The organism is Corynebacterium sp. UMB10321, assembly GCF_030228725.1.
GTDB classification, from domain to species: domain Bacteria; phylum Actinomycetota; class Actinomycetes; order Mycobacteriales; family Mycobacteriaceae; genus Corynebacterium; species Corynebacterium pseudogenitalium.
The window spans coordinates 121,039-143,315 of the sequence record NZ_JASOZC010000004.1; the positions used below are offsets into that span (position 1 = coordinate 121,039).

The following is a 22,277-nucleotide window of genomic DNA, read 5'->3' on the forward strand; positions in this document are numbered from 1 at the left end:
CATCAGCGCCGGAAGAGGAAGCGTTTTTTGTCCACCATGGTGGACATCATCGGAGGCTAGTGCGCCCGATGAGGGTGACGTCCCGGAGGATGATGTCCTGGCCGGAGACGCTGAGGACCAGGCCGGTGAGTTCCGGTGAGTCCTCCACGTCGATGCCGTTCTGGCCGTTGAGGAACGTGCCCTCCTGCAGCAGCGGCAGGTCGGCGACGTCGCCGTTCCACGAGGCGCCGGCGGGCAGGCCGTAGACCCGGAAGGTGTCGCCGTTGGACGGGGTATCGACGATCACGTGCTCCAGGGTGAACCCTTTGCGGGCGGTCGCGCCCTTGGCGGGTCGGAGCTCGACGCTCACGTTGTCTGAGCCGGTCCAGGTGGTGGAGCGGTCGGCGTCGACAAGCTCGGGCGCGGAAGCACCTTCGATGGTCGCGCGCATCGGGGTGAGCAACACGGGCAGGCCCGTGACCTCCTCCTCGACCTCCTCTACCCCGGTCTGGACCGAGTCCACCGTGACGGGCGCGTTCGTGTCGTCGCCGGAGAGGAAGCCGACCAGGTACGCGGTGAGCGCCGCGATGATGATCACCGCGCCAACCGCGAGCGACAGCAACACCGCGAGTGTGACCGGGCCGTAGCGGCGGGATCCGAAACCGCCGCGCAGGTCCTTCGGCTCCTCAGACTGCTCCTCGACCGGCTCGACGGGGTCGATTGCTTCGGCGGGGGCGTCCTCGGCTTCGTCGCGGGTGAGTTGGCGCTCGAGCTCGCGGAAGTCGTGGGACTCGATGGCGTCGGCGTCGACGAGGGCGCGGGTGGTGCTGGCGACGTCGGCGAGGTCATCGGAGTCGACGTTGGTGGTCAGCAGCTGCAGCGCGGAGGCGAAGGCGTCGGCGTCGTCGGCGGCGGAGGCGTCCGGCAAGACGGCCGGGAACGCGAGGCGCACGTGGCCCTCGCGGTCGATACGGAGGCGCTGGCGGTTATCCAACCCGAGCGGCACCCCAGCCTCGTGCGCCGCGGCGATCGCGCCCGCCAACGGGGCAAGCGCGTTCGCCACCGCGTCCGTGTGCAACGTCTGGCCTGACTCGGCGACCGCGCGGACCGAGGAGCCCTCCACCCAGTCAGCGACCACGAGGGCACCCGTGCGATACGACACGATCTCGATGTTCTCCGGCAGCGCCGGGTGGCGCAACATCGCGAGCTTGCGCGTGCGGCGCGACACACCCGCGGCGTCGATAGCGGCCTGGCGCGGCGTCGCCGGAGCCATCGGGGCCATGCCCGTCGTATCGACGAACGTCAGCGCCACGGAGCGGCCCGTCGACACCTCGCGGGCCTGCCAGAACTGCGCGCCCGTGGTAGAGCCGTGATCGCGGATGAGGCGGAAGCGGCCATCCGACACCGACGCACCCGGTACCAAGCGCGGGCCGCGCACGACACCGGCCGACATCGGCGGCGGCACCGGCGACGCATTGAACGTATCGGCGGCCAGGAACTGCTGCGACACATCCCGCAGGTCCACCTCGCCGACCTCGATCGCGGCGTCCTCGTCCGGGCGGATAAAGCGACCCATGCCCGGGATGCGCGCCAGAGCACGGCCCAGGTTCTGCACCTCCGGCAGACCAGAGCGCGACAGCACCAGGCCCGTCGCCACCACGAACAGCACGCCGAGGACCATCACCTCAAACAAGAAGCCCAGCGACGGCAAGCCGATGAGGCCGCCGAGGAAGGATGGGGCGTCGATACCCGCGACATCGCGCACGAGCCAGCGCACCAGGAACATCACCGCGATACCGATCAGTGCCGAGGCCGTCGCCCACAGCGACGTGTGCAGCACCGAACGCGCCTCCAGCGTGCCCAACTTCCGACGCAACAGCAGCGCGCCGATCACCGCGCCGGCGACGAAACCGAAGCCGTTCGCAGCGCCCAACAGCACCACGACGGACTGCGTCGAATCCGCAACCAGCGGCGCAAGGTACGACAGCACCACCTTCGTAATCGTGATGCCGGCGATAATGAACGTCGGCGTCCATGCCTCCTCCCGCGCGTAGAACACGCGCAGGTGCAACATCACCAAGGCGTACGGGATCAGCGTAAACGCGGAGAAACTCACCGTCAGGCCCAACGTGCGGGCCGTGTTGCCGTCGAAGTTGCCGTACGCGAACAACGCGTGCCCGATGTCGGGGCCGAGCGCCGTCATAAAGACAATGATCGGGATCAGGGCGATGAACGTCAGCTTCGTGCCCAACGTCAGGTCCCGGACCACCGCGGCGTCATCACCATCGGCGGCGTTGCGGGACAGGCGCGGCATGATCGCCGTCAGCAAGGTGACGCCAATGATGCCGTAGGGCACCTGCAGCAGCATCCAGTGCTGCTGGTAAATAATCGGGGCGGCGTCGCTCGCCATCGACGCGATACGTGTGGTCACGATGTAGCCGACCTGGCTAATCCCCACATAGGTCACGATCGCCAGGGCCATCCCGCCGAACACCTTGAGGCGGTCGTCGATACCCCACAGCGGCCGCAGGTTAATGCCGAGCTTGCGCAGCGCCGGCAGCATAATCAGGCACTGCACCGCCACACCCAACGTCGTGCCGACGCCCAGCAACAGCACATGCGGATTCGATATCGACGCCGGCGCCGCGGGATTCAAACTGCCCGGCAACATCATGTACCCCAGCAGCACCGCAATCGACACCACGTTGTTCGCCACCGGCGCCCACGCACCCGGCCGGAAATGCTCCTTCGTATTCAGCACCGCCATGAACAGCGAGAACATGCCGTAGAAGAAAATCTGCGGCAACACCAAATACGCAAACGACGTCGACTGCGCGACGTTCACCTGGCCCTCATCGTCGAGGAAGACGCGCGTCAGCAGCGGCGCGGCGGCCACAGCGGCAACCGTCACCACCGTCAGGATCGTCAGCGTCAGCGTGAACAGCTGGCGGATAAAGCGCTCCCCGCGGTCCGGGTCCTCCTTCTCCGCGCGCACCAACACCGGCACCACCAGGGCCGTCAGCACGGACCCCAGCACGATCTCCGTAATAATGTTCGGCAGCGTATTCGCCGTATTAAATGCCGACGCCACCGCCGGGCCCAACGCGGCGCCGATCAGCACCGTGCGGATGAACCCCGTGATGCGCGAAATCAGCGTCGCGATCGCCATCGATCCCGTCGCCCGCACCACGGAATTGCTCTCCGGGGCGGGATCCGGCACCGCCGCCGAAGGGTCCGCGGTCAGCGTCGAACGGTCCGGGGCCTCGGCCTCGGTGGCGTCGATAAGCTCTGGGTTTTCTCGCGGGGTGGGCACCGGCGCCGGCGGTGCAGGGGGCACGATTCGGCCACGCGTACCAGCCCGAGGTTGCTCAACCACGTCAGTCTCCAATCAAAGGTGGGTGTTCATTGTCCAAACGTTGCTGTGTTGTTGGGCTGCGTGGCGCTGCCCGCGCCCGGCGGCGGCGGCCCACCGAATACATCAGCATCAGCACCACCAGCACGCCAAGCCCGGTGACCAGCGCCCAGCCCTCCACGGCGGCGCCCGCCGTGCGCACCGAAATGTTCACCGGCTGCGAGATCGGACTGCCATCAGAACCCGCCAGGTACAGCTGCAGGTCAATACTGCGCTGGTCCTCCGGGTAGTCCGCCGTCATCTGTACCGTCTGCGAGCCGCGGGCCGGGATCCGCATCGTCGTTGGCACGTGCAGCGTGATCGGGCCGCTCGCCGCCTGGAACCGGATGGTCGTCTGCACCGGCAGCGGCATCCCGTTCTGCGCCACAATCAGCAGCGGGCTTGACGGGGAGGTCCGCGTGTACACGTTGCCCGGTGGAATCAGCGTCACCGACGCCCGCAGCGCCTGCAGTACGTCGCGGCTGCCCCGCAACCGCTCGGCCGTGGTGCGCACGGCGGCGTCGTACCGCGACAGCGACTGTCGCTCCTGCATACTCAGGGCCGCCAGCACATCGCGGCGCAGCGGCAGCGTGAACCCGTAACGCGTCAGCGCCACCTGTGGGTCGTTCGCGAGCAGCTGCGTCAAGTCATCTGTGAACTCAGCCTGCTGGGAGGCCGTCAGCACCTCCGCGTCCGAGACCACTGTCGGATCCGGAAACAGCGTGCCCACGCGCGTCGCCGCCGGCACCTCCGCCGGGTCGGGCGTGTTCAGGAAGTCGCCGAAACTCATCGGCGCTGCCTTACCCTCCCGGACCAGCTCGGCGACCGTCCCCAGCAGCATCGCCGCCGAGTCCGCGTCCCAGCTCGCCGGAGGGTTCACGAACACCGGCTCCTCCGGCGTCGCCTCCTGCACCGCCAGCCGCAGCGCGGACGCCGCGTTGATCGCGCGCGCCCGTTGGGAGTCCATCTCGTAGCGGTACCGCAGCGCGTCATTCGAGTAGCCGACGGTGGCGGGGGCGGAGCCGACCGTCGCTAAGACCGAGGCCAGCGAGTCCTGGAACTGCACCGCCATCACCCCCGGCGCCACCCACGCGGCGTTGCCGGGGCCCGGGTGGTCGACGCTGCTTCGCGCCGCCAGCACGTGCACCGGGTGCGCAGGCGCCGCCGGGAACACGTCCGCGGGGTCCGGCAGTTCGTTGCGGTCGAGCGCAGCCTGCCCGTCCCCACTTGTCGACGCCCGCTCCGCCCGAGCCGCCTCCCACTCCCCCTGCAGCCCGTGCTCCGGGATCGCGGAGTCGATGTGGTTGGCCCAGCCGAAGGCGGGGGCCGCGTCCGGCGTGATGTAGCCGGCGCCCGGGATGACGGCGTTGAGCGTGCCCGCCGTGCCGAGCTCCCGCTCGAGCACGAACGGGCCACGCTCCAACGCCTCACGCATCAGCCACTGGTCGCCGGTGCGAGCCAGCGTGTTGACGTCTACGTTTTGCCACGGCAGCGCCACCGTGCAGCCCTTCGCTGCGACGCTGCGCAGCTGAGCCAGCCACGCCTGCGCGTCTGCTTGTCCCTTGCCTATCTCGCCCTGGGCGGTGGTGTCGTCGGTGGTCCAGCTGTCGCGGAGCCGCTTGGGCTCCTCAGCGACGGGCGGGCGCGTGGTGGTGACGCGGTAGCCCTCCGCCATCCGCGCCACCGTGTCCACGAGCGCCGGGTCCAGCCCCACGCACGTGGCGAAGCCAACGCCAGGTTCCTCCACCGCGTCCTCGTACTGGCTGAGCAGCCGCTCAAGGCGCCCGCCGGGCGCGAGCTGGCTCGCCAACGTCTCCGACTTCAGCAGCAGCGGGGAGCGCTCCGGCGCCTCCCCTGTTTCCCCGGGCACGATGTCAATAGGTGCGGTAATCGGGTACAGGGCGGTCATAGCCGGCGCCGGGTCCTCCGACGGCTCGCCGCGCACCGAGATGTGGAAGCGCTCAGTGTCCAGCGTCGTCAGGCTCTGTTTGAGTTCGAAGAGCAGCGGGTACGTCCCCGCGCCCGGCAGCTCAACATCCAGCTCGACCTCTGCCGACTCCCCCGCGCCCAACTCCTTATCGACGTCCACTCCGCGCCCCACCGGGCCGTACTCGCTCACCGAGGCGACCGCCGCCGCGCGCTGGTCCAGCACGGAACCCGTGGCCGGGCCACGCCGTGGGACCACGCGCAGGTTCGCCAGCGGCGCGTCCGTGTTGTTGTGGATGCGAAGTTTCACGTGAAACATTTCGCCGGCGTTGAGGGCCGAGGGGGCGTCGACAAGCGTGATGGACGCGCGGGTGCCCTCCCCCGGACGCACTGCCGGGTTCACCCACTGCGACGCCACCGCCGGGTCCTCGGGCGACGTTGGCGCTGGTAGGGCGCCCGCCGTGACCGGAAGCAGGCCCAGCGCCACCGCAATCGCCGCGGCTCCGCTACGCACGCTGCTCATCGCGGTGTCAACCTTCCGGCCGCGGCTTCCTTGCGCGCCAAGTCCGGCATCCTGTTCACCGCGATCCGCGCGAGCTTGCGCTCGTCCGCGTACGCCAGGCGCTCGATCAGCTGGTTCATCGGCACCCACGCGACTTCCGTGACCTCCGGGTCTTCGTCGTTAAACACTCCATCGACGTAGCGCAACAAGTTATGGTGCACCGTCTTATGAATGCGGACGCCCTCAGAAATGAACCAATAATCAATCACACCGAGCGTGTTGAAGGCCTCTCCGGTAATCCCGGTCTCCTCCCACACCTCACGCTCCGCAGTGCGCCACTGCTCCTCGCCTTCCTCCACGTGGCCTTTCGGCATCGACCACAACAGACGACCCCGACGGTCCAGCCGCCCAATGAGCGCGACGTAAATCTTCGACAGGTCCACCTTGTCGTGCCGGTCCACAGCCTCCGCCATACCAGACACCACCAGGCCGCCCGCACTCGTCTCGTTCCTGGTCTCCAGCGACGAATCAACCGGCCGCTGCTGCCTCTTCCGCGCCGACGCGCCCCGCCCCCGCCGGTTCGACCCGCGACGACGCTGCTGCTGTGACCCCCGCTTTTTGGCGTGCGAACCACGCCGACGGCCACGCCGCCGCTTCGGGGAGTCACCCCCCGCCTTCGAGTTAGCGCCGTCCCCGCGCCCCTTCCCGCCAGAGTTCGAAGACTTCCGCTCCGACGGAGGAACCGGCTTCGGCCGAGTGTTCTCAGTCATTCAATTCATGGTATCCGCACTGGCCACCTTTGTGGTACTTAACAGCACCAGGGAAGCAAAGTATCGTGTGAGAGGTGACAAAGACTGAAGAAACACACCGGTGCCCGTTCGACCTCCCCGACCCCTCCGACCCGAACGCCGTCGCGGCGTTGCAGGTTCGGGCCGAAGAGGGCGTCGAAAAGCTCAGTGGCTTGCTGACGCCCCTCGCCCAGCGCTTCGTGGAGCGCGGCGAGCACCTCTACCTTGTCGGCGGGCCCGTGCGCGACGCGATGCTTGGCAAGCTCGGGCACGACCTCGACTTCACGACGTCCGCCCTGCCCCCCACCGTGCAGGAAATTCTCGACGAGTGGGGCGAGACGACCTGGGACACCGGCATCGAGTTCGGCACCGTGGCCGCCGTGCGCGAGGGCCAGCAGGTGGAGATCACGACGTTCCGTTCCGACCTCTACGACGGCGTGACACGCAACCCCGAGGTGACGTTCGGCGACACCCTCGAGGGTGACCTCATTCGGCGCGACTTTGCCTGCAACGCAATGGCCATCGAGCTCGACGTGGTCGACGGCGCACTCCGTCCAATCTTCCACGACCCGGTGGACGGTATCAGTGACCTGCTGCAACGCCGCCTTGACACCCCGCAGGCCCCCGAGATTTCCTTCCGCGACGACCCGCTTCGCATGCTGCGCGCCGCCCGTTTCGCCTCCCAACTCGGCTTCGAGGTCGCCCCGCGCGTCTTCGACGCGATGCGCGACATGGCAGGTGAGATTCAGCGCATCACCGTCGAGCGGATCCAAGCCGAGCTGGACAAGCTCATGTGTGGCATCGCCCCCTGGGACGGCATTGACCTGCTGGTTCGCACCGGCATCGCCGAGTTCGTGCTGCCTGAGGTGCCGGCGCTGCAGCTCGAGCAGGACGAGCACATGCAGCACAAGGACGTCTATGCGCACTCACTGACAGTGCTTCGACAGGCCACCGAGCTCGAGGACGACGGCCCCGACCTCAAGTTGCGGCTCGCTGCGCTGCTTCACGACGTCGGCAAGCCCGCCACCCGCGCCCTCAAGGAAGGCGGTGGCGTGAGCTTCCACCACCACGAGGTCGTGGGTGCGAAGCTGGTGCGCAAGCGCCTCCGCGCGCTGAAGTACCCGAAGCACGTGATCAGCGATGTCGGCCAACTGGTGTTCCTGCACATGCGTTTCTATGGTTTCGGCGAAGGCAAGTGGACCGATTCGGCGGTGCGTCGCTACGTCACCGACGCCGGCGACCTCCTCGGCCGCTTGAACAAACTCGTGCGCGCCGACTGCACGACGCGAAACCCACGCAAGGCGCGCCGCCTGCAGCGTGCGTACCAGAACCTCGAGGAGCGAATCGCGACGCTCGCCGAGCAGGAGGATCTTGCGCGCATCCGCCCTGACCTGGACGGCAACGAAATCATGCAGATCCTGGATCTCAAGCCCGGCCCGGAGGTCGGCGAGGCCTGGAAGTATATGAAGGAACTACGTCTGGAGCGCGGCGAACTCGAGCACGACGAGGCCGTCGCTGCGCTGAAGTCTTGGTGGGAGGAACGTAATGCCTGAGTATTTCTACGGCGACCGCCTGTTTACGTCACTCGAGCGCACGGAACCCGACAGCGGTATGCTGCTCGTCGCCGCTCCGGGGATGTACTCGCCTGAATTCGCCCGCACGGTTGTCCTTGTTATCGAGCACGGCGAGCAGGGCACGCTCGGCGTCATCTTGAATCGTCGTTCCGACGCCGCCGTTGTAAACGTGCTGCCCGAGTGGGAGTCGCTCGCCAGCGAGCCGGCGGTGATGTATTACGGCGGACCCGTCAGCCCGAACGCTGCCGTTGGCCTGGGCGTCACGCGCAACGACGTCGACATCGCCGAGCACCCGACCCTGACGCGCCTCGCGAACAAGCTTGTGCACGTGAACATGCATGCGTCGGCTGAGCAGTTCACTGGGCTGCTGGAGGGCTTCCGCCTGTTCGCCGGGTTCTCGTCCTGGGACGCGGGTCAGCTCGACGAGGAGATCGAACGCGGCGACTGGTACGTCGCCCCGGCCCTCCCCTCCGACGTCATCACACCCGCGAGTGTCGATTTGTGGGCCGACGTCCTACGCCGCCAACCCATGCCCCTACCCCTGTTTGCCACCTTCCCATCCGACATCGAGGACAACTAGATGAATGTTTCACGTGAAACATTGCGAGAATTCGGCCTCGGAGTGCGCGACATGTGGCTCGTCGGGCTCGGCGTTGTGCCCCTCGGGCTAGCGTTTGGGCTGCTCATGGTGCAATCCGGGTTCGCCTGGTGGTGGACACCGGTCTTCTCGATGCTTATCTACGCCGGTTCCACCGAATTCCTCGCAATCCCGATGGTGCTCGGCGGCGTCGGCCCCGCCTCCGCCGCGATGACCGGTTTCATGGTGAACTTCCGACACCTCTTTTACGGCCTCACCTACCCGCGGAACGCGATCCGCTCGACGTTCGGCCGCCTCTATTCGATGTATTCACTAACCGACGAAGCCTACGCCGTCATCAGCGCCCGACAGCAGACCACGCGCATCACCGGCCCGCGCCTCATTGCCATCCACGTGATGTGTCAAGCGCTCTGGGTCGTGTCCGGGCTCGTCGGGGCGCTTGCCGGCGAACGCCTTCCAGGCACAATCGAGGGCATGGACTTCGCCCTCACCGCACTGTTCATCGTCCTCGCCTACGAAGCGTTCCAGGCTTCGCGAGACATGAGCGCCGTGCTCATCGCCGCTGGGATCGCGCTCGTTGCAGCCTTCGTCGTCCCCGGGCAGATGCTGATGGTGGCGCTCATCGCGTACTTCCTTGTCCTGCTGGTTCGATTTTGGGTACCTGGCGTCGATAAGCGATTGGAGTGGAAGCGATGAACGGACTTCCCGCCGGCGTTGATCTGCCCATGGTGTGGGCCGTCATCCTGCCGATCGCCGTGGTCACCGTGCTGCTCCGAGCGCTGCCATTCGCCTTTCGTGGCTGGCTGGACGGCAGCCCCCTTCTCGATTTCCTCCGCCTCTACATGCCCGTCGGCGTCATGGTCGTGCTCGTGCTATACACCTTCACCAGCTCCGACCAGCCCGTGTGGGCCGGCGTGCTCGTCGGCCTCGTGACACTCGCCCTCCACGCTTGGCGACGCTCCCCCGCCCTTTCAATCCTGTTCGGCACAGGGTTGTACGTGGCGCTCGTCAACCTTGTCTTGTGAATAGAAGTGTTGCTGAGTTAGAAACTGCCTGATACATTAGCGGTTGTTGTTAAAAGCCTGGCAATGTCGCCCTCTGTATTCAGGAGATTCCCATGAAGCGTTTCGCTACCGCTGCCATCGCAGCCACCACTGCCCTTTCGCTCGCTGTTGTTCCGGCGGGTGCTGTTAACGCAGGTGATAAGACCCCTCCGGGTTTTGGATATGACTCTTCTTCGAAGGTTTCTGAAGATGAGGCAGTCGGTTACGCAGTTTTGCTGGCTGTAGCTGAGTTTGCTAAGCCGGGCATCGGCATGTCAGCGCCATTCAAGGGCTCCTCCGAAGCAGGCGTATTCAAGACCAAGGCTGGGGAGAACAATAAAAAGTCCGATGCCATTATCTTGTCGTCCTATAAGAATGACGCGAACAACGGCTACAAGCTCGGGACTACCTACGACATCCTAGTCGGTACCGGTATTGCTGCCGCCATTCTTGCCTTGGTGGGCGGCATCGCTGCTCAGCAAGGCCTCATTCAGCTTCCGTTCTAACATTTATTCAGGAGATTCCCATGAAGCGTTTCGCTACCGCTGCCATCGCAGCCACCACTGCCTTCTCGCTCGCTGTTGTACCGGCACAGGCTGGGGAGACTTCGAGCGGAGACGAGGTCACTTCGTCTGTCGCAGCGTTGACCCTTCTGCAGATCGGTAAGATTGGCGCTGCCGAGAACGAAGCTGACGCCAAGAAGGCAATCGCCGAGGCTGAGTTCGGTCTCGCTGCACTGCAAAGCTCTTTCGACAATGACCGTGAAAAGGATTGGCCTATCGGCCGCACCTTCGACATCATCTGGGGTTCCTTGCTCGGTGTTGCGGCTCTTGGTGGTCTTGCGTTTCTGGCACTGAACGCAAAGTAGATTTCAAGATTTTGCGCTCGGCTCGGGTTTCGGGCCGGGCGCTTTCGCGTATATGCCACAGGGTTTAATAACGTCACATACGTTAGACTGGTCCATAGTCTTGGTAGGGGCGAAGCTTCAATTTCTGCCACTTACTTGCCAGGTCTGAAGCGTCCCCAGGGGATGTTGTGCCTATATTTATAGTCACTCAACAGTGTGGTGTGGGGCTGAGATGATCCACGAGCGGGTTGATGGGGCCGAGCTATTGACTGGGAATTAATAGGCGCCAATCAAATTGAAAAACCCAGCCTTATACGAGAGGCTGGGTCAGAATGTGGCGTCGATAAGTGAATTAGAACGGCAGCGCTGGAAGCTGAATGCCCGGAATGACGCCGGAGACTGCAGCAACGACACCAAGAAGTGCAACGAGCGCAGCCGGAACGCCGATCAGGAGACCGAGAATGCCTGCCTTGTAATCCTTGTCGTTGATCAGCTCCTTGACACAATCCAGCTCGTCAGAAGAAGAGGTCAGCTCCTCGCGGATCTCCTGACGAGTCTGATCAGCCTTGTTCTTAGCGATGTCACCAGCAGTCTGTGCCTCAGCTGCCTTCTTCTTTGCCTTAGCCTCCTTTTCCTTCTCTGCGGCCTCAGCCTTGACCTTGCACTGCGCGTAGGCAACCGAGGAGCCAACCTTGGCATCCTTGTCGGAAGGCTGAGCCTCAGCCGCGAATGCAGGGCCAGCGACCAGGGACAGGGACAGAGTTGCAGCAGCTGCTACGGAGGTAAAACGCTTCATGGGTAGCTCCTTTGTGGGATCGGTTAAAGTTAGGGACTCGCCAAAGTTTTGGCATGTCTGCAACTAACATCGATCGGAACGTCCTGTGCGTTACTTCGGAGATCAAATGATTCCGAGAGGTGATTTGGGAACAGCGCTCCCCTGCCCTGCGCGGGCTCGGACCAATAGGTCAGAGTGGGTTGAGAACTTGCTACTCCCATGGGGCCGTCGAACGGCTCCGATTGTCCGCGGGGCGGACAGGTGATTGCGTGTTTCGATATTCCGCGGGGCGGACACCACTTCGCGAATTGCATCGGCGAAGCACGCATTCCGCGGGGCGGACAATCTATCCGTTGTTGCAAAGCAACCTCGCGCACAGTCCGCTGCGCGGACTCCAACGAAGCTTTAGTCGACTCCAGTAGCATTCCGCGGCGCGGACAGAGCGAGTTCAGCTCAATACCCAAACGATTGCATCAAGGTGTCCGCCGCGCGGACACCCACCCACACACCCGTGCTCGAAAGTGGCGTCGCAAAGCACCCCGCGCACTGTCCGCCGCGCGGACACCCACCAACAAATATTTGAATAAACCTCTTGACACCACCATTCGAACACGTATACTAAACAACAACCAAAACACCAGGGGGAACCATGCACACCACCATCGACGCCGACACCATCATCAACACCATCGTAGAAAGCGCACGCCTGTTCGCATACTCACACGCAGAAATACTCACTGCGATCGCCGAATTCGACGCCCACAACCTCGCCGAGCACTACGGCTGCGCTTCTACCGGGGCATGGCTTGCCAGAGTGTTAAAAATGAAACGCACCCGCGCCTACGAATACGCCGCCGTCGCACGCAAACTCACCGCCTTTCCCACCATCCTCGACGCGCTGCGACAAGGAACCATCGACTACACCAGCGTGCGCTACATGCTCGACTACGCCACCGACACAAACCAACACGAACTCGTAGAGATAGCCGCCGAATCTGGCTACCAAGGCCTCGTACACGCCCTGGCAGGCGCAACCCCCACCGACAAACAGCCCGAGGATGCTGGTGCACACTGCGGGCTGACCATCCGCGAAGACGGCCAATACCTACGCGGCTGGTTTTGCATGAACGCGACCGACGGTGTGGCCTTTCAAGCAGCCCTGCGCGCAGGCGCACACGCCTATGCGGATGACAACGCGATGGATGAGGCTGATGCGCAGATGATGCGCTCGACCTTCGGGCTGCCACCGGCACGATTAATGCTGCAATCACTGATGGGGATGGTGCACATGGTGCGCACCGGGGCCGCCACACACGCAACCATGGCGCCGGCAGCACAAGTGATGGTGCATATGACATCAGATGGGCGAGCGTTTTTACCGAATCACATGGCCGCTCCTGCCGCACGGCTTGCCAATCTGGTAGATCATGCAGATTTGATGGGTGTGCTCTATGACGCCGACGGGCAGGTGATCAAGTTTGGGCGCAAACGCCGTTTGGCAAGCCCGAAGCAGGTGCAGGTGCTGCTAGGGATGTGGGGGCATAAGTGCGCGGTGCCAGGCTGTGGGCATACCAGGTTCTTGCAGATGCATCATATTCGGGATTGGGCCGAGGGCGGCACCACGGATTTGGAGAATTTGGTGCCGTTGTGCTCGAGGTGTCATTCGTTGGTCACGGATGGGTTTATCCGTGTGGTCAAGCCGGGGCCTGTGTTGTATTTCCGGTTTGTAAGTGGTGAGCAGTGGGTGTGTGAGCCTGGTCGGGTGGGGTATCGCGATGATGCTGCCGAGATTGAGTTGGATGGGTGGGGTGTGGATTCGTTTGCGGATGAAGCCGCACCGACGTGGGATTGGGACACACCCAAGGTTTAAGCATGCCTCAGCAGACTACAAGCCTCAGCCCACAGCGCCTCGAACTGCTCTACCGCAATGGCTGTCGCAGAAATGCCCTCGAACTGTGCGTACAGGTCTGGGTGCGGAACGATAGACATCGGCTCATTCGCCTGACCAATCACTTTGCCGTCGGTATAAATGCCAGTAATGGTCTCGCTCGGGTCCAGCTCGATCATCCGAACCATCGTACATTCGCGAGGGTTCAGCTCCTCAAGTTCGGCAATATTGAGAAGCTCTCCCCCAAGATCTGGAGCGCTGTAATGAATCCGGACGTAATGTTTCACGTGAAACTATTCCTTCGAAGCTGTGGTTTGGGCAAGGCGCGAGACGTACGCGGAGCACGTCATCAACTGAATCAGATGGTAGACCATCAACGGCACAATCAGCACACCGAGTTGACCGCCGCCAAAGATAACCGACGCCATCGGCAGCCCCGCCGCCAAAGACTTCTGCGTCCCGCACATCTGGATGGCTACCGTGTCCGCCCTCGAGAAACTCAAGGCCTCCGGGACAACCCGCGTCACCCACAGCATGACGCAAACCAGAACCAGAGCGAACGCAGAGAGGAAGACCAACTCGAGCGCAGAAACATTCGACCACACGCCAGAAACAACACCGGCTGAGAACGCCGAGTACACGACCATCCAAATGGACCCGCGGTCAACAAGCTTGGTAGCTTTCCGCGCAGCGAAGCCAGCAACACCAGGCACCACTGCCCGAGCGACCTGACCCAGCACGAAAGGAAGGAGCAACTGTAATGCAACATTCCGGAACACGGATGCATCGATATGAATGCCACTGTCGGCACCCATCAGGACCATAACGAGGGCGGGCGTCGCTACGACACCAACTATCGACGACAGGCTCGCCGCCACCACCGCTCCCGGCACATTGCCACGCGCGATGCCTGTCAGTGCAACCGAGGACTGGACAGTCGACGGCACCAGGCAAAGATAGAGGATCCCCTGGTATACCGAGTCGGAAATGAACGCGGTTGTGGGGCGCATGGCCAGGCCGATCAAAGGATACGCGATGAACGTAAAGGCGAGGATGATCGAATGCAGGCGCCAATTCGTCAAACCTTGCAGCGCCTCGCGGGTGGAAAGACGCGCACCATAGAGGAAAAACAGCAGACCGATTGCAAGTTTGACAGCAATGGAAAAGCCCTCGGCAAACGAGCCTCGGGCGGGCGCAATGAACGCGAGTACCGCGGCGAGGATGATGCCGAGGAGCAAGGGGTCAATACGGCGAAGAAAACCTGGCATGCACACATGATAGCCACGCAGGCCACGCCAGGCAGGCCGAGAAAGCAGCAGTTTTACATCGACGCGTTCAGCGTCTCGCCCGCTTCTGTCAGCTGCGCTGGGGTCAGTGGATTCTGTGTTGGGCCGGAGACTGCGGAGCCGTCGATAATGCTGAAGACGGAGCCGTGGCCGGTGCAGCGAACAGTGTCCCCATCGACCTTGGTGATCTTCTGGCCCTGATGCGGGCAGGTTTGGGAGTAGGCGACGTACTCGCCGGCGGTCGGTTGGGCGATGATGAAGCCGTCGAGGATGACGGCGCTGCCGACGGGTACTTGGGTTTTGGCTACCTCGGCGGTTGGTTCAGATCCGCAGGCGGCGAGGAACGCGCCGGCGAAGGTGGTGGCGGTGCCGAGGAGGAACATGCGTCGTGAACAAGTCATGCCCTGATAGTAGCCTGTTTCATTGCCGTGACGTAGGAGGACAGCTCGGCGGTCAGCGCGTCGATGTCCGTAATGCGCGCGGGGTTCGGGTGCGAGTGTTCGGTGTATTTGGCCACGATGTTCGCGATCGCGGAGCCGGTGATTGCGCCTACTGCCCCGGCTGCGATTGCGTCCGCGACGTGCTGCGGTGTGGAGATCCCGAACCCGAGCAGCACCGGGGCGCCGCCGTATGCTTGCACGTTGTCCACTACCTCGCGAAGGCCGTCGACGGAGGCTTCCTTGTCGGCGCCGGTCACGCCGTCGCGGGAGATGGCGTAGATGTACCCGCGGGACTGGGCGGCGACGCCCTCCAAAGTCTGCGGGCTGGCTTTGGCAGGGGCGATGTAGATCGGGTCGACACCCGCGGCAAGAGCAGCTTCGCTGAACGGCACCGATTCGCGCACAGGGACGTCCGGGAGTAGCACGCTGTCCGCGCCGGCCTCTCGGAACGCCTCGTAGAACGAGGAAAGACCACGCACGTAGGCGACGTTGGCGTAGATCAGCATGCCGATCGGCAGGTCGGGGTATCGCTCGCGGATCGTCCGAACTTGTGCCAGTGCCTTATCGACGGTCGCTCCGCCATCGAGTGCCCGCACGTGTGCCGCCTGGATGGCGGGGCCGTCGGCGACGGGGTCGGAGAACGGGACGCCGAGTTCGAGGGCGTCGGCTCCGGCGGTGACGGCGGCGTCGATGATTTGGAGGGCGTCGTCGGGGGTTGGGTCGGAAAGCATGATGAATGGGACGAATGCTCCCTCTCCCTTTTCCTGTAGGGAGGCGAAGAGTCTTTCGTAACGTGACGTTGTAGGGGTGGACATGTTAGTTGGTCTCCTTTCGCACATTTTCAACCCATTCCGGGTGTTCGGCGAGTGTTCTACGGACGTGAGCGACGTCCTTGTCGCCGCGGCCCGAAAGGGAAACGAGGATTGTGAGGGGCTCCGCGTCAGCCGGGTGGGACGCCGCGCGTTGCAGCGCGTACGCCAACGCATGCGAGGACTCGAGCGCCGGGATGATGCCCTCGTGCCGTGACAGCAACTGGAACGCACGCAGGGCGGATTCGTCGGTGACGGGAACGTACTGCGCGCGTCCCGTCTTGGCAAGGTGTGCGTGCTCGGGTCCGACCGCAGGGTAGTCCAGGCCGGCGGATATTGAGTAAGACTCAGCAACTTGGCCGTCGCTGTCGCGCATCAGGTAGGAGCGCGTGCCGTGCAGAATGCCGACGGTTCCGGCGGCAATTGCGGCGCCATGCTTGCCGACGCCCACGCCCTCTCCCCCGGGTTCGACGCCGATGAGTTCGACCCCCTCCTCGTCGATAAACTCGGCGAACATTCCGATGGCGTTGGAGCCGCCACCGACGCAGGCGCAGACGACGTCCGGCAGCCCGCCGGTACGCTCAAGCATCTGGGCTTTCGCCTCGGCGGAGATCACGCGGTGGAACTCCTTGACGATCTTGGGGAACGGGTGCGGTCCGGCCGCGGTGCCGAGCAGGTAGTGGGACTCGTGGAAGGTGGCGGTCCAGTCGCGTAGTGCTTCGTTGACGGCGTCTTTCAGGGTGCCGGCGCCGGAGTCGACGCCCACTACCTCAGCACCCATCAGCCGCATGCGGTAAACGTTTGGCTCCTGCCGCGCCATGTCGGTCTTGCCCATGTAAATGACGCAATCCAAACCCAGTAAAGCGCAGGCGAGCGCGGTGGCGGTGCCGTGCTGGCCGGCGCCGGTCTCGGCAATGATGCGAGTTTTGCCCATCTTCTTCGCCAGTAGTGCTTGACCGATGACCTGGTTCGTCTTGTGTGCGCCGCCGTGCACGAGGTCCTCGCGCTTGAGGAAGATGCGCGCGTTCGCCCCGTTGAGGGGCAGGTTGCGGCATTCGGTGAGCGGGGTCGGTCGGCCGAGGTAGTCGCGCAGCAGCGCGCGGTATTCGGCCATGAAGCTCTCGTCGGCGAGGGCGTCGACAAACGCTCGCTCGAGCTGGTCAAGCGCCGGCAGGAGCGATTCGGGGACGAATTGCCCGCCGAATTCGCCGTAGTATGCGGGCAGGATCGTGCTGCCGCCGTGGGTGTAGTCAGTCATTTTCTGTCCTTGGGTAGTGGTAGTTGCCGATGATCTCGAAGGCCCGCCGCAGCGCGCCCGCGTCCTTACGCCCGGCCTGAGCAGGGTATTCGACGCCCGAGTTGAGATCGACGCCCGCGCAGCCGACGCCGAGCGCCTCCCGGAGGTTGTCGGGGTGCAGCCCGCCGGCGAGGAGCGAGTCGCCGCGCACCTCGTCCGGGATGTCGGCCCAGCGGAAGGTCTCGCCGGACCCGCCGTCGCGCGCGTCGAGCACCAGCTTGTCGACGCCCCCTCGGATCCCCAGCGCAACCTCCACGCCAGCCCCTGAAGTCATGGAGACCGCCCTCCAGAGCTCAACGTCCTCCCCGATCTCTGCGCGCACCCGCTCGACCAGGGAGCGTTCTGCCTCGAGCGATCCCTGGTACGGAGCGTGCACCTGCACCGCGTGGATGCCCGGCTGGACCAGTTCGCCGTACCCGGACGTGCGGCGGGAAACCGCGACGTACCGCAGCCCCGGCTCGTGTGCGATGATGTCCGCCGATGTTTCACGTGAAACATTGCGCGGACTCGACTCCTCGAAGATGAGCCCGCCGTACACGGCGCCCGCCGCCTTGGCGGCCTGCGCGGCGCTCCACGACGCCAGCCCGCACACCTTGTTTGGCCCGTACACCAGTTTCCGGGCGGCCAGGTCGATGTCCGGCTGGCCGGTCAGCTGCGACCCGACCAGTAACCCGTCCGAGTGCCCGCCGAGCTGACGCACAGTCTCCACGGACCGGATGCCGGACTCCGACACCACCGCCGCTTCGGCAGGAGCGAGTCGCGCCAACCGGGCGGAGCGCGTTAGGTCAATCGACAGGTCGTGGAGGTTCCGGTGGTTCACGCCGAAGATCCGCGCGCCGAGTCGACCAGCCCGCACGGCCTCCTCCTCGCTAATCACTTCGGTGAGCACGTCCATCCCGAGGGACTCGGCGAGGCCGGAGAGGTAGGCGTAGCTGGCGTCGTCAAGAATCGAGAGCATGAGCAGGATGGCGTCGGCGCCGAAGTAGCGCGCGGCGTAGACCTGGGCCTCGTCGATGATGAAGTCCTTGCAGAGCACGGGCAGGTGCGTGCTTGAGGCGACCGTGGCCAGGTGGTCGTAGTCGCCGCCGAAGCGGGAGGGCTCGCACAGCACGGAGATGCCGGCGGCGTAGCGCGAGTACACCGAGGCGATTTGGCCGGGCTTGTAGTCGGCGCGGATCAGGCCGAGGGACGGCGAGGAGGACTTGCACTCCATGATGAAGCTGGTGCCCTCGCGCTTCAGGTTGTCGTAGAGTGAACGCTCCGAGCGTGGGAGTGCAGCGACATTCACGTGGGCAAGACGCTCGCGGATCGCTGCCAGATCGCCGCGTCGGCTTGCCACGATCCCTTCGAGCACGGTGGGTAATTGCTTAGGCACTGTAATCAGCCTCCTCGTGTTGCTGCAACCATGCGTGGACGGTGCCGTCGGCAAGCAGGTTCAGGGCGTGGGTGACGCCGTCGGCGATGGTCGGCGCTGTGCCGTTCAGGTAGAACATGGCACCCGCACCAGCAGCGACGGCCGAGCGGTGCGCCTCCGGCCCCTCCCCCGCGAACGTCGCGCGGATGGCGGCGGCATTCTCCACGCCGTCGCCGCCGCGCAGGCCCTCGAGTGAGCAGCGCTTGAGGCCGAGCTCCTCCGGCGTAAGCACGTACTCGGTGATGGAACCGTCCCGGCCCAGTTCCCAGACCTGCGATTGGCCGTGGACCGCCAGCTCATCGGTTCCTGCTCCGTGGACGACGAGCGCGCGCCCCCGCCCCAGCTCGCGCATCGTCTCAGCGATGACGCGTCCCTGCGCCGGGTTGGCGATGCCCATGATCTGGTATTCCGGCCGCGCCGGCGAGAGCAGCGGTCCCATCGTGTTAAACAGCGTGGACACGCCGAGCGCCTTGCGCACCGGCTGCACGTGCGCGATGGTCGGGTTGTACGCCGGTGCGAAGAGGAAGGTGAAGTTGGAGGATTCGAACTGTCGCACCGCGCGCGAGGGGTCGAGGTCGAGTGGGATGTTCAGGGCCTCGAGGACGTCAGCGGAGCCGGACTTCGAGGACACCGAGCGGTTGCCGCACTTGATCATGGGCACTCCGCCAGCGGCGGCGACCAGTGACGCCGCGGTGGTGATGTTGATGGTGTTCGCGCCGTCGCCACCGGTGCCAGCAGTGTCCATCAGCCCCTCCCCCGTCACCGGGAACGGTCGGCCCGCGGCGAGGAACGCGCGGGCCGCGCCGGCGATGTCAGCGAAGGTTTCGCCGCGGGTGCGGATCGTGGCCAGGAGCGCTGCGATGTGGACGTCGTCGTAGTCGCCCACGGTGAGCGGGGTGAATGCCTCGATAGCTTCCTCGAGCGTCGGTTCGCGGTTGTCCATAAATCGCTTGAGGATGGTGAGGGATCGTTCGGTTGCCATGGTTAGTTTCCTTTCTTCAGCTTGTCGACGCACCGGCGCAGCATCGTCGGGCCTGCGGGTGTGAGGATCGATTCGGGGTGGAACTGCAGCCCGATGGACATGCCGTCGTCGGTTTCAGCGGCCATGACGATGTCCCCGGTCCGGGCCAGCGCGTGCATCCCTGCAGGCAGCGACACCGCCCCGAGCGAGTGGTAGCGCGCGACCGGCACGTCGCGCCCGGGGTGTCCGAGCTGGCTGGTCATGCCGCGGAAGAGCCCGGACGCGAGTCCAGCTGACGTTAGTCTCATGGTGTCCGAGACGCCGTGGACGGGCCCACAGGGCTGGACGGTGCCGCCGAAGTGTTCCACGAGGGCCTGGTAGCCGAGGCAGATGCCGAGCATCGGCACGCTGCCCTGCGCTCGGCGGATCAGCTCGGGCATGCAGCCGGCATCGGCCGGGTACCCAGGGCCTGGTGAAAGCACGATCAGTGAAGGATCCAGCGCCAGTATTGAGTCCTCATCAACGGTGTTACGGAACACTACTGACTCATACTCAGCAAGCGCGTCCACCAAGTTGTAAACGAACGAGTCCTGGTTATCCAGCAGCACAATCATTTGATTACCTCCAGTTCTGCGCCGGCGGCCAGCGCGATCGCGTTGAGTACCGCGTACGCCTTGTGCAGCGTCTCCTCGGCTTCGGACTGCGGGTTGGAGTCGCGCACGACTCCGGCGCCCGCCTGCACGATCGCCTTCCCGCCGGTGACGTACGCAGAACGGATCACGATGCAGGTGTCAAAGTCGCCGTTGCTGTCCAGGTAGCCGACTGCTCCGCCGTAAGACCCGCGCCGCGCGCCCTCGAGCGAGCGGATCAGCGAAGTGGCGCGCAGCTTCGGCGCCCCGGTGAGCGTGCCCATGTTCATGCACGCCCGGTACGCGTCGAGTGCGTCGAGGTCCCCAGCCAGCCGCGCGGTGACCCGGGACACGAGGTGCATGACGCGCGAATACCGGTCTACCTGCAGCAACTCGGCAACTCGCCGCGTGCCGGGCTCCGCAACGCGGGCGACGTCGTTGCGCGCGAGGTCCACGAGCATGGTGTGCTCGGCGACTTCTTTGGCGTCGGTGCGCAGCTGCAGCTCCATCCGCGTGTCCAGCTCGTGGTCGACCGTCCCGTCCTCGGCGAGCCCGCGCGGCCGCGTCCCCGCGATCGGGTACAGCTGCACCTCGCGGTCGGCGTTGGTGTACTTCAGGTTGGACTCGGGCGAGGCGCCGAACAGCTCGAAAGAGTCACCATGCTTATCGACGCCCCTTTGGTAAAACATGTACGGCGAAGGATTAGTCGCGCGCAGTTGGAGGTACGCGGCGAACGCGTCCGGGCAGTCGGCGATGAAGCTGCGGGCGGGCACGACTTGGTAGATGTCCCCGTTGTAGATGTGCTCCTTGAGTCGCTCCACGTCGGCGCAGAACTGCGCGTCGGGGATGTCGGCGCGAGCAACCAGGGTGCCGCCGGGCCCCTCCGAAGAACGTAAGGGTGTGGGCGAAGCGGCGTCGATACGCTCGGCGAACGCGTCAATCCCAACTCCGCTGAGCGTCGCGGTCTGTGCCTGGTGGTCGATGCGCAGGAGCACTTCGGCGAGGACGAACTGGTAGTCGGGGTAGGTGTTGGAGCCGTCGGCGACGGCCGGGAGCTCCTCGAAGGTTTCGAGGTAGTCGTAGGCGAACCCGCCGGCGAGGAACCCGAAGCGGCTGAGCGCGCGCAATACCTCGACGGTGGAGGTGGCGGTGAGGCGCTCGCGCTCGTCCGCAACAACAGCAGCGGCAACAGGCGGAAACGCGTAGACGTTCTCGCCGACGTGGTACTCCCCCAGCTGCTCCCGCAGTTGAGCAGCCACCGTGCGCCCGAAGGCGGTCAGCGGCTCGACGTGTACGTGGATGCCCGAGCAGGTGACGCGCACCGCGGCCCGCAGCACCGCGACCGATTGGATACCGGAGCGGGTGGTGATGTCGGCGGATTCAAGCAGGACGGTGTCCTGATTCGTGGTGCCGCCGAGGTGCGCGAAGAGGCTGGCGGCGTCCGCGTGGTACTTCACGCGGCGGGTGGTGTGTGTGCTCATGGTCGTCCTTCGGGTGTTGGTACACCGAGGGCGTGTGAGCCAAAGCAAACGGCCCGCGGTGCTTGTGGTTACAAGCCGGCGGGCCGTTGTTGGGACTCTAGAACGTACTAGAAGAGGCGGCTCGCCGTGTTCGGGAGCCACCACCAGTTCTTCTGAGTCGTGAAAGTCATAGGTGTAAAGGTAGCGGAGAGATCGAACGCTGTACGCGGAACCACCAAACTCCCTGCGTACAGCGTGAATATAAAACGGCTACTGCTGTTCGTCCGCCTTCCCGGCGGCCTTACGCAGTGCGCCGAGGTCCACGGCGGGCTCGTCTGAGGAGTCTGAGTCTGAGGCGTCCAGGGCGGCGTCGACAAGCGCGGCGGCGCGGGCCCCGAAGTTGCCGCCGACGGAGATGCTCACGAGTGCGGCGATGACCGCCACGGCGACGAGAATCCACATCCAGCCGTATGCAATAAATGCAAAGGCGGCGCCGATGGCGAAGGCGACTGCGGCGAGCACCCAGAAGGGGCCGGTGACGCGGTGTGCTTGGCGCCAAGTGGACTCGTGCTTGCGAACTTCCGGGACACGCAGCCCGATGACGCCGTTGCCGGGCAGCTTCCCGGCGGTCGCGAGGACGCCTGGTATGAGAAGTGCCACAGTGAATACT

Annotated in this window: 21 protein-coding genes; 7 read left to right on the forward strand and 14 right to left on the reverse strand. The window is 64.7% G+C overall.

Annotation, left to right across the window (positions count from 1 at the left end):
- Positions 1-46 precede the first annotated feature (46 nt).
- From QP752_RS05895 to QP752_RS05905, 3 genes are read right to left on the reverse strand one after another with little or no spacing between them, the layout of a single operon-like run.
- Positions 47-3,355: a murein biosynthesis integral membrane protein MurJ gene (locus QP752_RS05895; protein WP_284804848.1), complete on the reverse strand. Its 3,309-nt coding sequence runs from the start codon at positions 3,353-3,355 to the stop codon at positions 47-49.
- 1 nt (position 3,356) lies between these two features.
- Entirely contained in the window at positions 3,357-5,819 is a 2,463-nt protein-coding gene (locus QP752_RS05900; RefSeq protein WP_284804849.1) for a DUF6049 family protein, read from the reverse strand.
- Positions 5,816-6,568: an NUDIX hydrolase gene (locus QP752_RS05905; RefSeq protein ID WP_084028641.1), complete on the reverse strand. Its 753-nt coding sequence runs from the start codon at positions 6,566-6,568 to the stop codon at positions 5,816-5,818. The genes QP752_RS05900 and QP752_RS05905 overlap by 4 nt, the downstream gene beginning before the upstream one ends.
- Before the next feature lie 149 nt (positions 6,569-6,717).
- Here QP752_RS05905 and QP752_RS05910 point away from each other — a divergent pair, with 149 nt between their 5' ends.
- The 6 genes from QP752_RS05910 to QP752_RS05935 all read left to right on the forward strand — a co-directional run bounded on the left by QP752_RS05910 (position 6,718) and on the right by QP752_RS05935 (position 10,669).
- On the forward strand, positions 6,718-8,139 hold the full coding sequence (locus tag QP752_RS05910; protein WP_284804905.1) for a CCA tRNA nucleotidyltransferase: 1,422 nt from the start codon (positions 6,718-6,720) through the stop codon (positions 8,137-8,139).
- Positions 8,132-8,740, forward strand: coding sequence for a YqgE/AlgH family protein (locus QP752_RS05915; protein ID WP_284804850.1), 609 nt, complete (start codon positions 8,132-8,134; stop codon positions 8,738-8,740). The genes QP752_RS05910 and QP752_RS05915 overlap by 8 nt, the downstream gene beginning before the upstream one ends.
- Positions 8,741-9,454: an AzlC family ABC transporter permease gene (locus tag QP752_RS05920; protein WP_284804852.1), complete on the forward strand. Its 714-nt coding sequence runs from the start codon at positions 8,741-8,743 to the stop codon at positions 9,452-9,454.
- Positions 9,451-9,783, forward strand: a complete 333-nt coding sequence (locus tag QP752_RS05925; RefSeq protein ID WP_284804854.1) for a branched-chain amino acid transporter permease — start codon at positions 9,451-9,453, stop codon at positions 9,781-9,783. Before QP752_RS05920 ends, QP752_RS05925 begins: the two co-directional genes overlap by 4 nt.
- A gap of 92 nt (positions 9,784-9,875) precedes the next feature.
- Positions 9,876-10,307 (forward strand): hypothetical protein, encoded by a 432-nt coding sequence (locus QP752_RS05930; protein WP_070478332.1) that lies wholly within the window; start codon positions 9,876-9,878, stop codon positions 10,305-10,307.
- 20 nt (positions 10,308-10,327) lie between these two features.
- Positions 10,328-10,669: a hypothetical protein gene (locus tag QP752_RS05935; protein WP_070478334.1), complete on the forward strand. Its 342-nt coding sequence runs from the start codon at positions 10,328-10,330 to the stop codon at positions 10,667-10,669.
- Between the two features lie 331 nt (positions 10,670-11,000).
- Here QP752_RS05935 and QP752_RS05940 read toward each other — a convergent pair whose 3' ends face one another.
- Positions 11,001-11,444 carry a hypothetical protein gene (locus QP752_RS05940; RefSeq protein ID WP_284804856.1) on the reverse strand — a complete coding sequence of 148 codons (444 nt, stop codon included), beginning with the start codon at positions 11,442-11,444 and terminating at the stop codon, positions 11,001-11,003.
- A gap of 628 nt (positions 11,445-12,072) precedes the next feature.
- Between QP752_RS05940 and QP752_RS05945 the strand changes: the two genes are divergently transcribed.
- Positions 12,073-13,293: an HNH endonuclease signature motif containing protein gene (locus QP752_RS05945; RefSeq protein ID WP_284804858.1), complete on the forward strand. Its 1,221-nt coding sequence runs from the start codon at positions 12,073-12,075 to the stop codon at positions 13,291-13,293.
- Here QP752_RS05945 and QP752_RS05950 read toward each other — a convergent pair.
- The 10 genes from QP752_RS05950 to QP752_RS05995 form a co-directional block, all read right to left on the reverse strand.
- Positions 13,290-13,598 carry a hypothetical protein gene (locus tag QP752_RS05950; RefSeq protein ID WP_284804860.1) on the reverse strand — a complete coding sequence of 103 codons (309 nt, stop codon included), beginning with the start codon at positions 13,596-13,598 and terminating at the stop codon, positions 13,290-13,292. The genes QP752_RS05945 and QP752_RS05950 overlap by 4 nt on opposite strands.
- Positions 13,599-13,604: 6 nt before the next feature.
- Positions 13,605-14,579 (reverse strand): bile acid:sodium symporter family protein, encoded by a 975-nt coding sequence (locus tag QP752_RS05955; protein WP_284804862.1) that lies wholly within the window; start codon positions 14,577-14,579, stop codon positions 13,605-13,607.
- 53 nt (positions 14,580-14,632) lie between these two features.
- On the reverse strand, positions 14,633-14,980 hold the full coding sequence (locus QP752_RS05960) for a Rieske (2Fe-2S) protein (protein WP_256008439.1): 348 nt from the start codon (positions 14,978-14,980) through the stop codon (positions 14,633-14,635).
- Between the two features lie 14 nt (positions 14,981-14,994).
- Positions 14,995-15,852 (reverse strand): tryptophan synthase subunit alpha, encoded by an 858-nt coding sequence (trpA, locus tag QP752_RS05965; protein WP_284804863.1) that lies wholly within the window; start codon positions 15,850-15,852, stop codon positions 14,995-14,997.
- A gap of 1 nt (position 15,853) precedes the next feature.
- On the reverse strand, positions 15,854-17,104 hold the full coding sequence (trpB, locus tag QP752_RS05970; RefSeq protein ID WP_284804866.1) for a tryptophan synthase subunit beta: 1,251 nt from the start codon (positions 17,102-17,104) through the stop codon (positions 15,854-15,856).
- The gene (gene trpCF / locus QP752_RS05975) at positions 17,097-18,518 is read right to left on the reverse strand and encodes a bifunctional indole-3-glycerol-phosphate synthase TrpC/phosphoribosylanthranilate isomerase TrpF (protein WP_284804868.1); all 1,422 of its coding nucleotides are present in this window, start codon (positions 18,516-18,518) and stop codon (positions 17,097-17,099) included. The genes trpB and trpCF overlap by 8 nt, the downstream gene beginning before the upstream one ends.
- Positions 18,511-19,539, reverse strand: a complete 1,029-nt coding sequence (gene trpD / locus QP752_RS05980) for an anthranilate phosphoribosyltransferase (protein WP_284804870.1) — start codon at positions 19,537-19,539, stop codon at positions 18,511-18,513. Before trpD ends, trpCF begins: the two co-directional genes overlap by 8 nt.
- 2 nt (positions 19,540-19,541) lie before the next feature.
- Positions 19,542-20,132, reverse strand: coding sequence for a gamma-glutamyl-gamma-aminobutyrate hydrolase family protein (locus QP752_RS05985; protein ID WP_284804872.1), 591 nt, complete (start codon positions 20,130-20,132; stop codon positions 19,542-19,544).
- The gene (locus tag QP752_RS05990; RefSeq protein ID WP_284804873.1) at positions 20,129-21,628 is read right to left on the reverse strand and encodes an anthranilate synthase component 1; all 1,500 of its coding nucleotides are present in this window, start codon (positions 21,626-21,628) and stop codon (positions 20,129-20,131) included. Before QP752_RS05990 ends, QP752_RS05985 begins: the two co-directional genes overlap by 4 nt.
- 249 nt (positions 21,629-21,877) lie before the next feature.
- Entirely contained in the window at positions 21,878-22,267 is a 390-nt protein-coding gene (locus QP752_RS05995; RefSeq protein WP_256005797.1) for an SdpI family protein, read from the reverse strand.
- Positions 22,268-22,277 lie beyond the last annotated feature (10 nt).

What these genes read in the sequence shown, in the direction of transcription:
- QP752_RS05900 (WP_284804849.1), bottom strand. Translation starts at nt 5,819, where the DNA reads ATGAGCAGCGTGCGTAGCGGAGCCGCGGCGATTGCGGTGGCGCTGGGC.
- QP752_RS05905 (WP_084028641.1), bottom strand. Translation starts at nt 6,568, where the DNA reads ATGACTGAGAACACTCGGCCGAAGCCGGTTCCTCCGTCGGAGCGGAAG.
- QP752_RS05915 (WP_284804850.1), top strand. Translation starts at nt 8,132, where the DNA reads ATGCCTGAGTATTTCTACGGCGACCGCCTGTTTACGTCACTCGAGCGC.
- QP752_RS05920 (WP_284804852.1), top strand. Translation starts at nt 8,741, where the DNA reads ATGAATGTTTCACGTGAAACATTGCGAGAATTCGGCCTCGGAGTGCGC.
- QP752_RS05925 (WP_284804854.1), top strand. Translation starts at nt 9,451, where the DNA reads ATGAACGGACTTCCCGCCGGCGTTGATCTGCCCATGGTGTGGGCCGTC.
- QP752_RS05930 (WP_070478332.1), top strand. Translation starts at nt 9,876, where the DNA reads ATGAAGCGTTTCGCTACCGCTGCCATCGCAGCCACCACTGCCCTTTCG.
- QP752_RS05935 (WP_070478334.1), top strand. Translation starts at nt 10,328, where the DNA reads ATGAAGCGTTTCGCTACCGCTGCCATCGCAGCCACCACTGCCTTCTCG.
- QP752_RS05940 (WP_284804856.1), bottom strand. Translation starts at nt 11,444, where the DNA reads ATGAAGCGTTTTACCTCCGTAGCAGCTGCTGCAACTCTGTCCCTGTCC.
- QP752_RS05945 (WP_284804858.1), top strand. Translation starts at nt 12,073, where the DNA reads ATGCACACCACCATCGACGCCGACACCATCATCAACACCATCGTAGAA.
- QP752_RS05955 (WP_284804862.1), bottom strand. Translation starts at nt 14,579, where the DNA reads ATGCCAGGTTTTCTTCGCCGTATTGACCCCTTGCTCCTCGGCATCATC.
- QP752_RS05960 (WP_256008439.1), bottom strand. Translation starts at nt 14,980, where the DNA reads ATGTTCCTCCTCGGCACCGCCACCACCTTCGCCGGCGCGTTCCTCGCC.
- trpA (WP_284804863.1), bottom strand. Translation starts at nt 15,852, where the DNA reads ATGTCCACCCCTACAACGTCACGTTACGAAAGACTCTTCGCCTCCCTA.
- trpB (WP_284804866.1), bottom strand. Translation starts at nt 17,104, where the DNA reads ATGACTGACTACACCCACGGCGGCAGCACGATCCTGCCCGCATACTAC.
- trpD (WP_284804870.1), bottom strand. Translation starts at nt 19,539, where the DNA reads ATGGCAACCGAACGATCCCTCACCATCCTCAAGCGATTTATGGACAAC.
- QP752_RS05985 (WP_284804872.1), bottom strand. Translation starts at nt 20,132, where the DNA reads ATGATTGTGCTGCTGGATAACCAGGACTCGTTCGTTTACAACTTGGTG.
- QP752_RS05990 (WP_284804873.1), bottom strand. Translation starts at nt 21,628, where the DNA reads ATGAGCACACACACCACCCGCCGCGTGAAGTACCACGCGGACGCCGCC.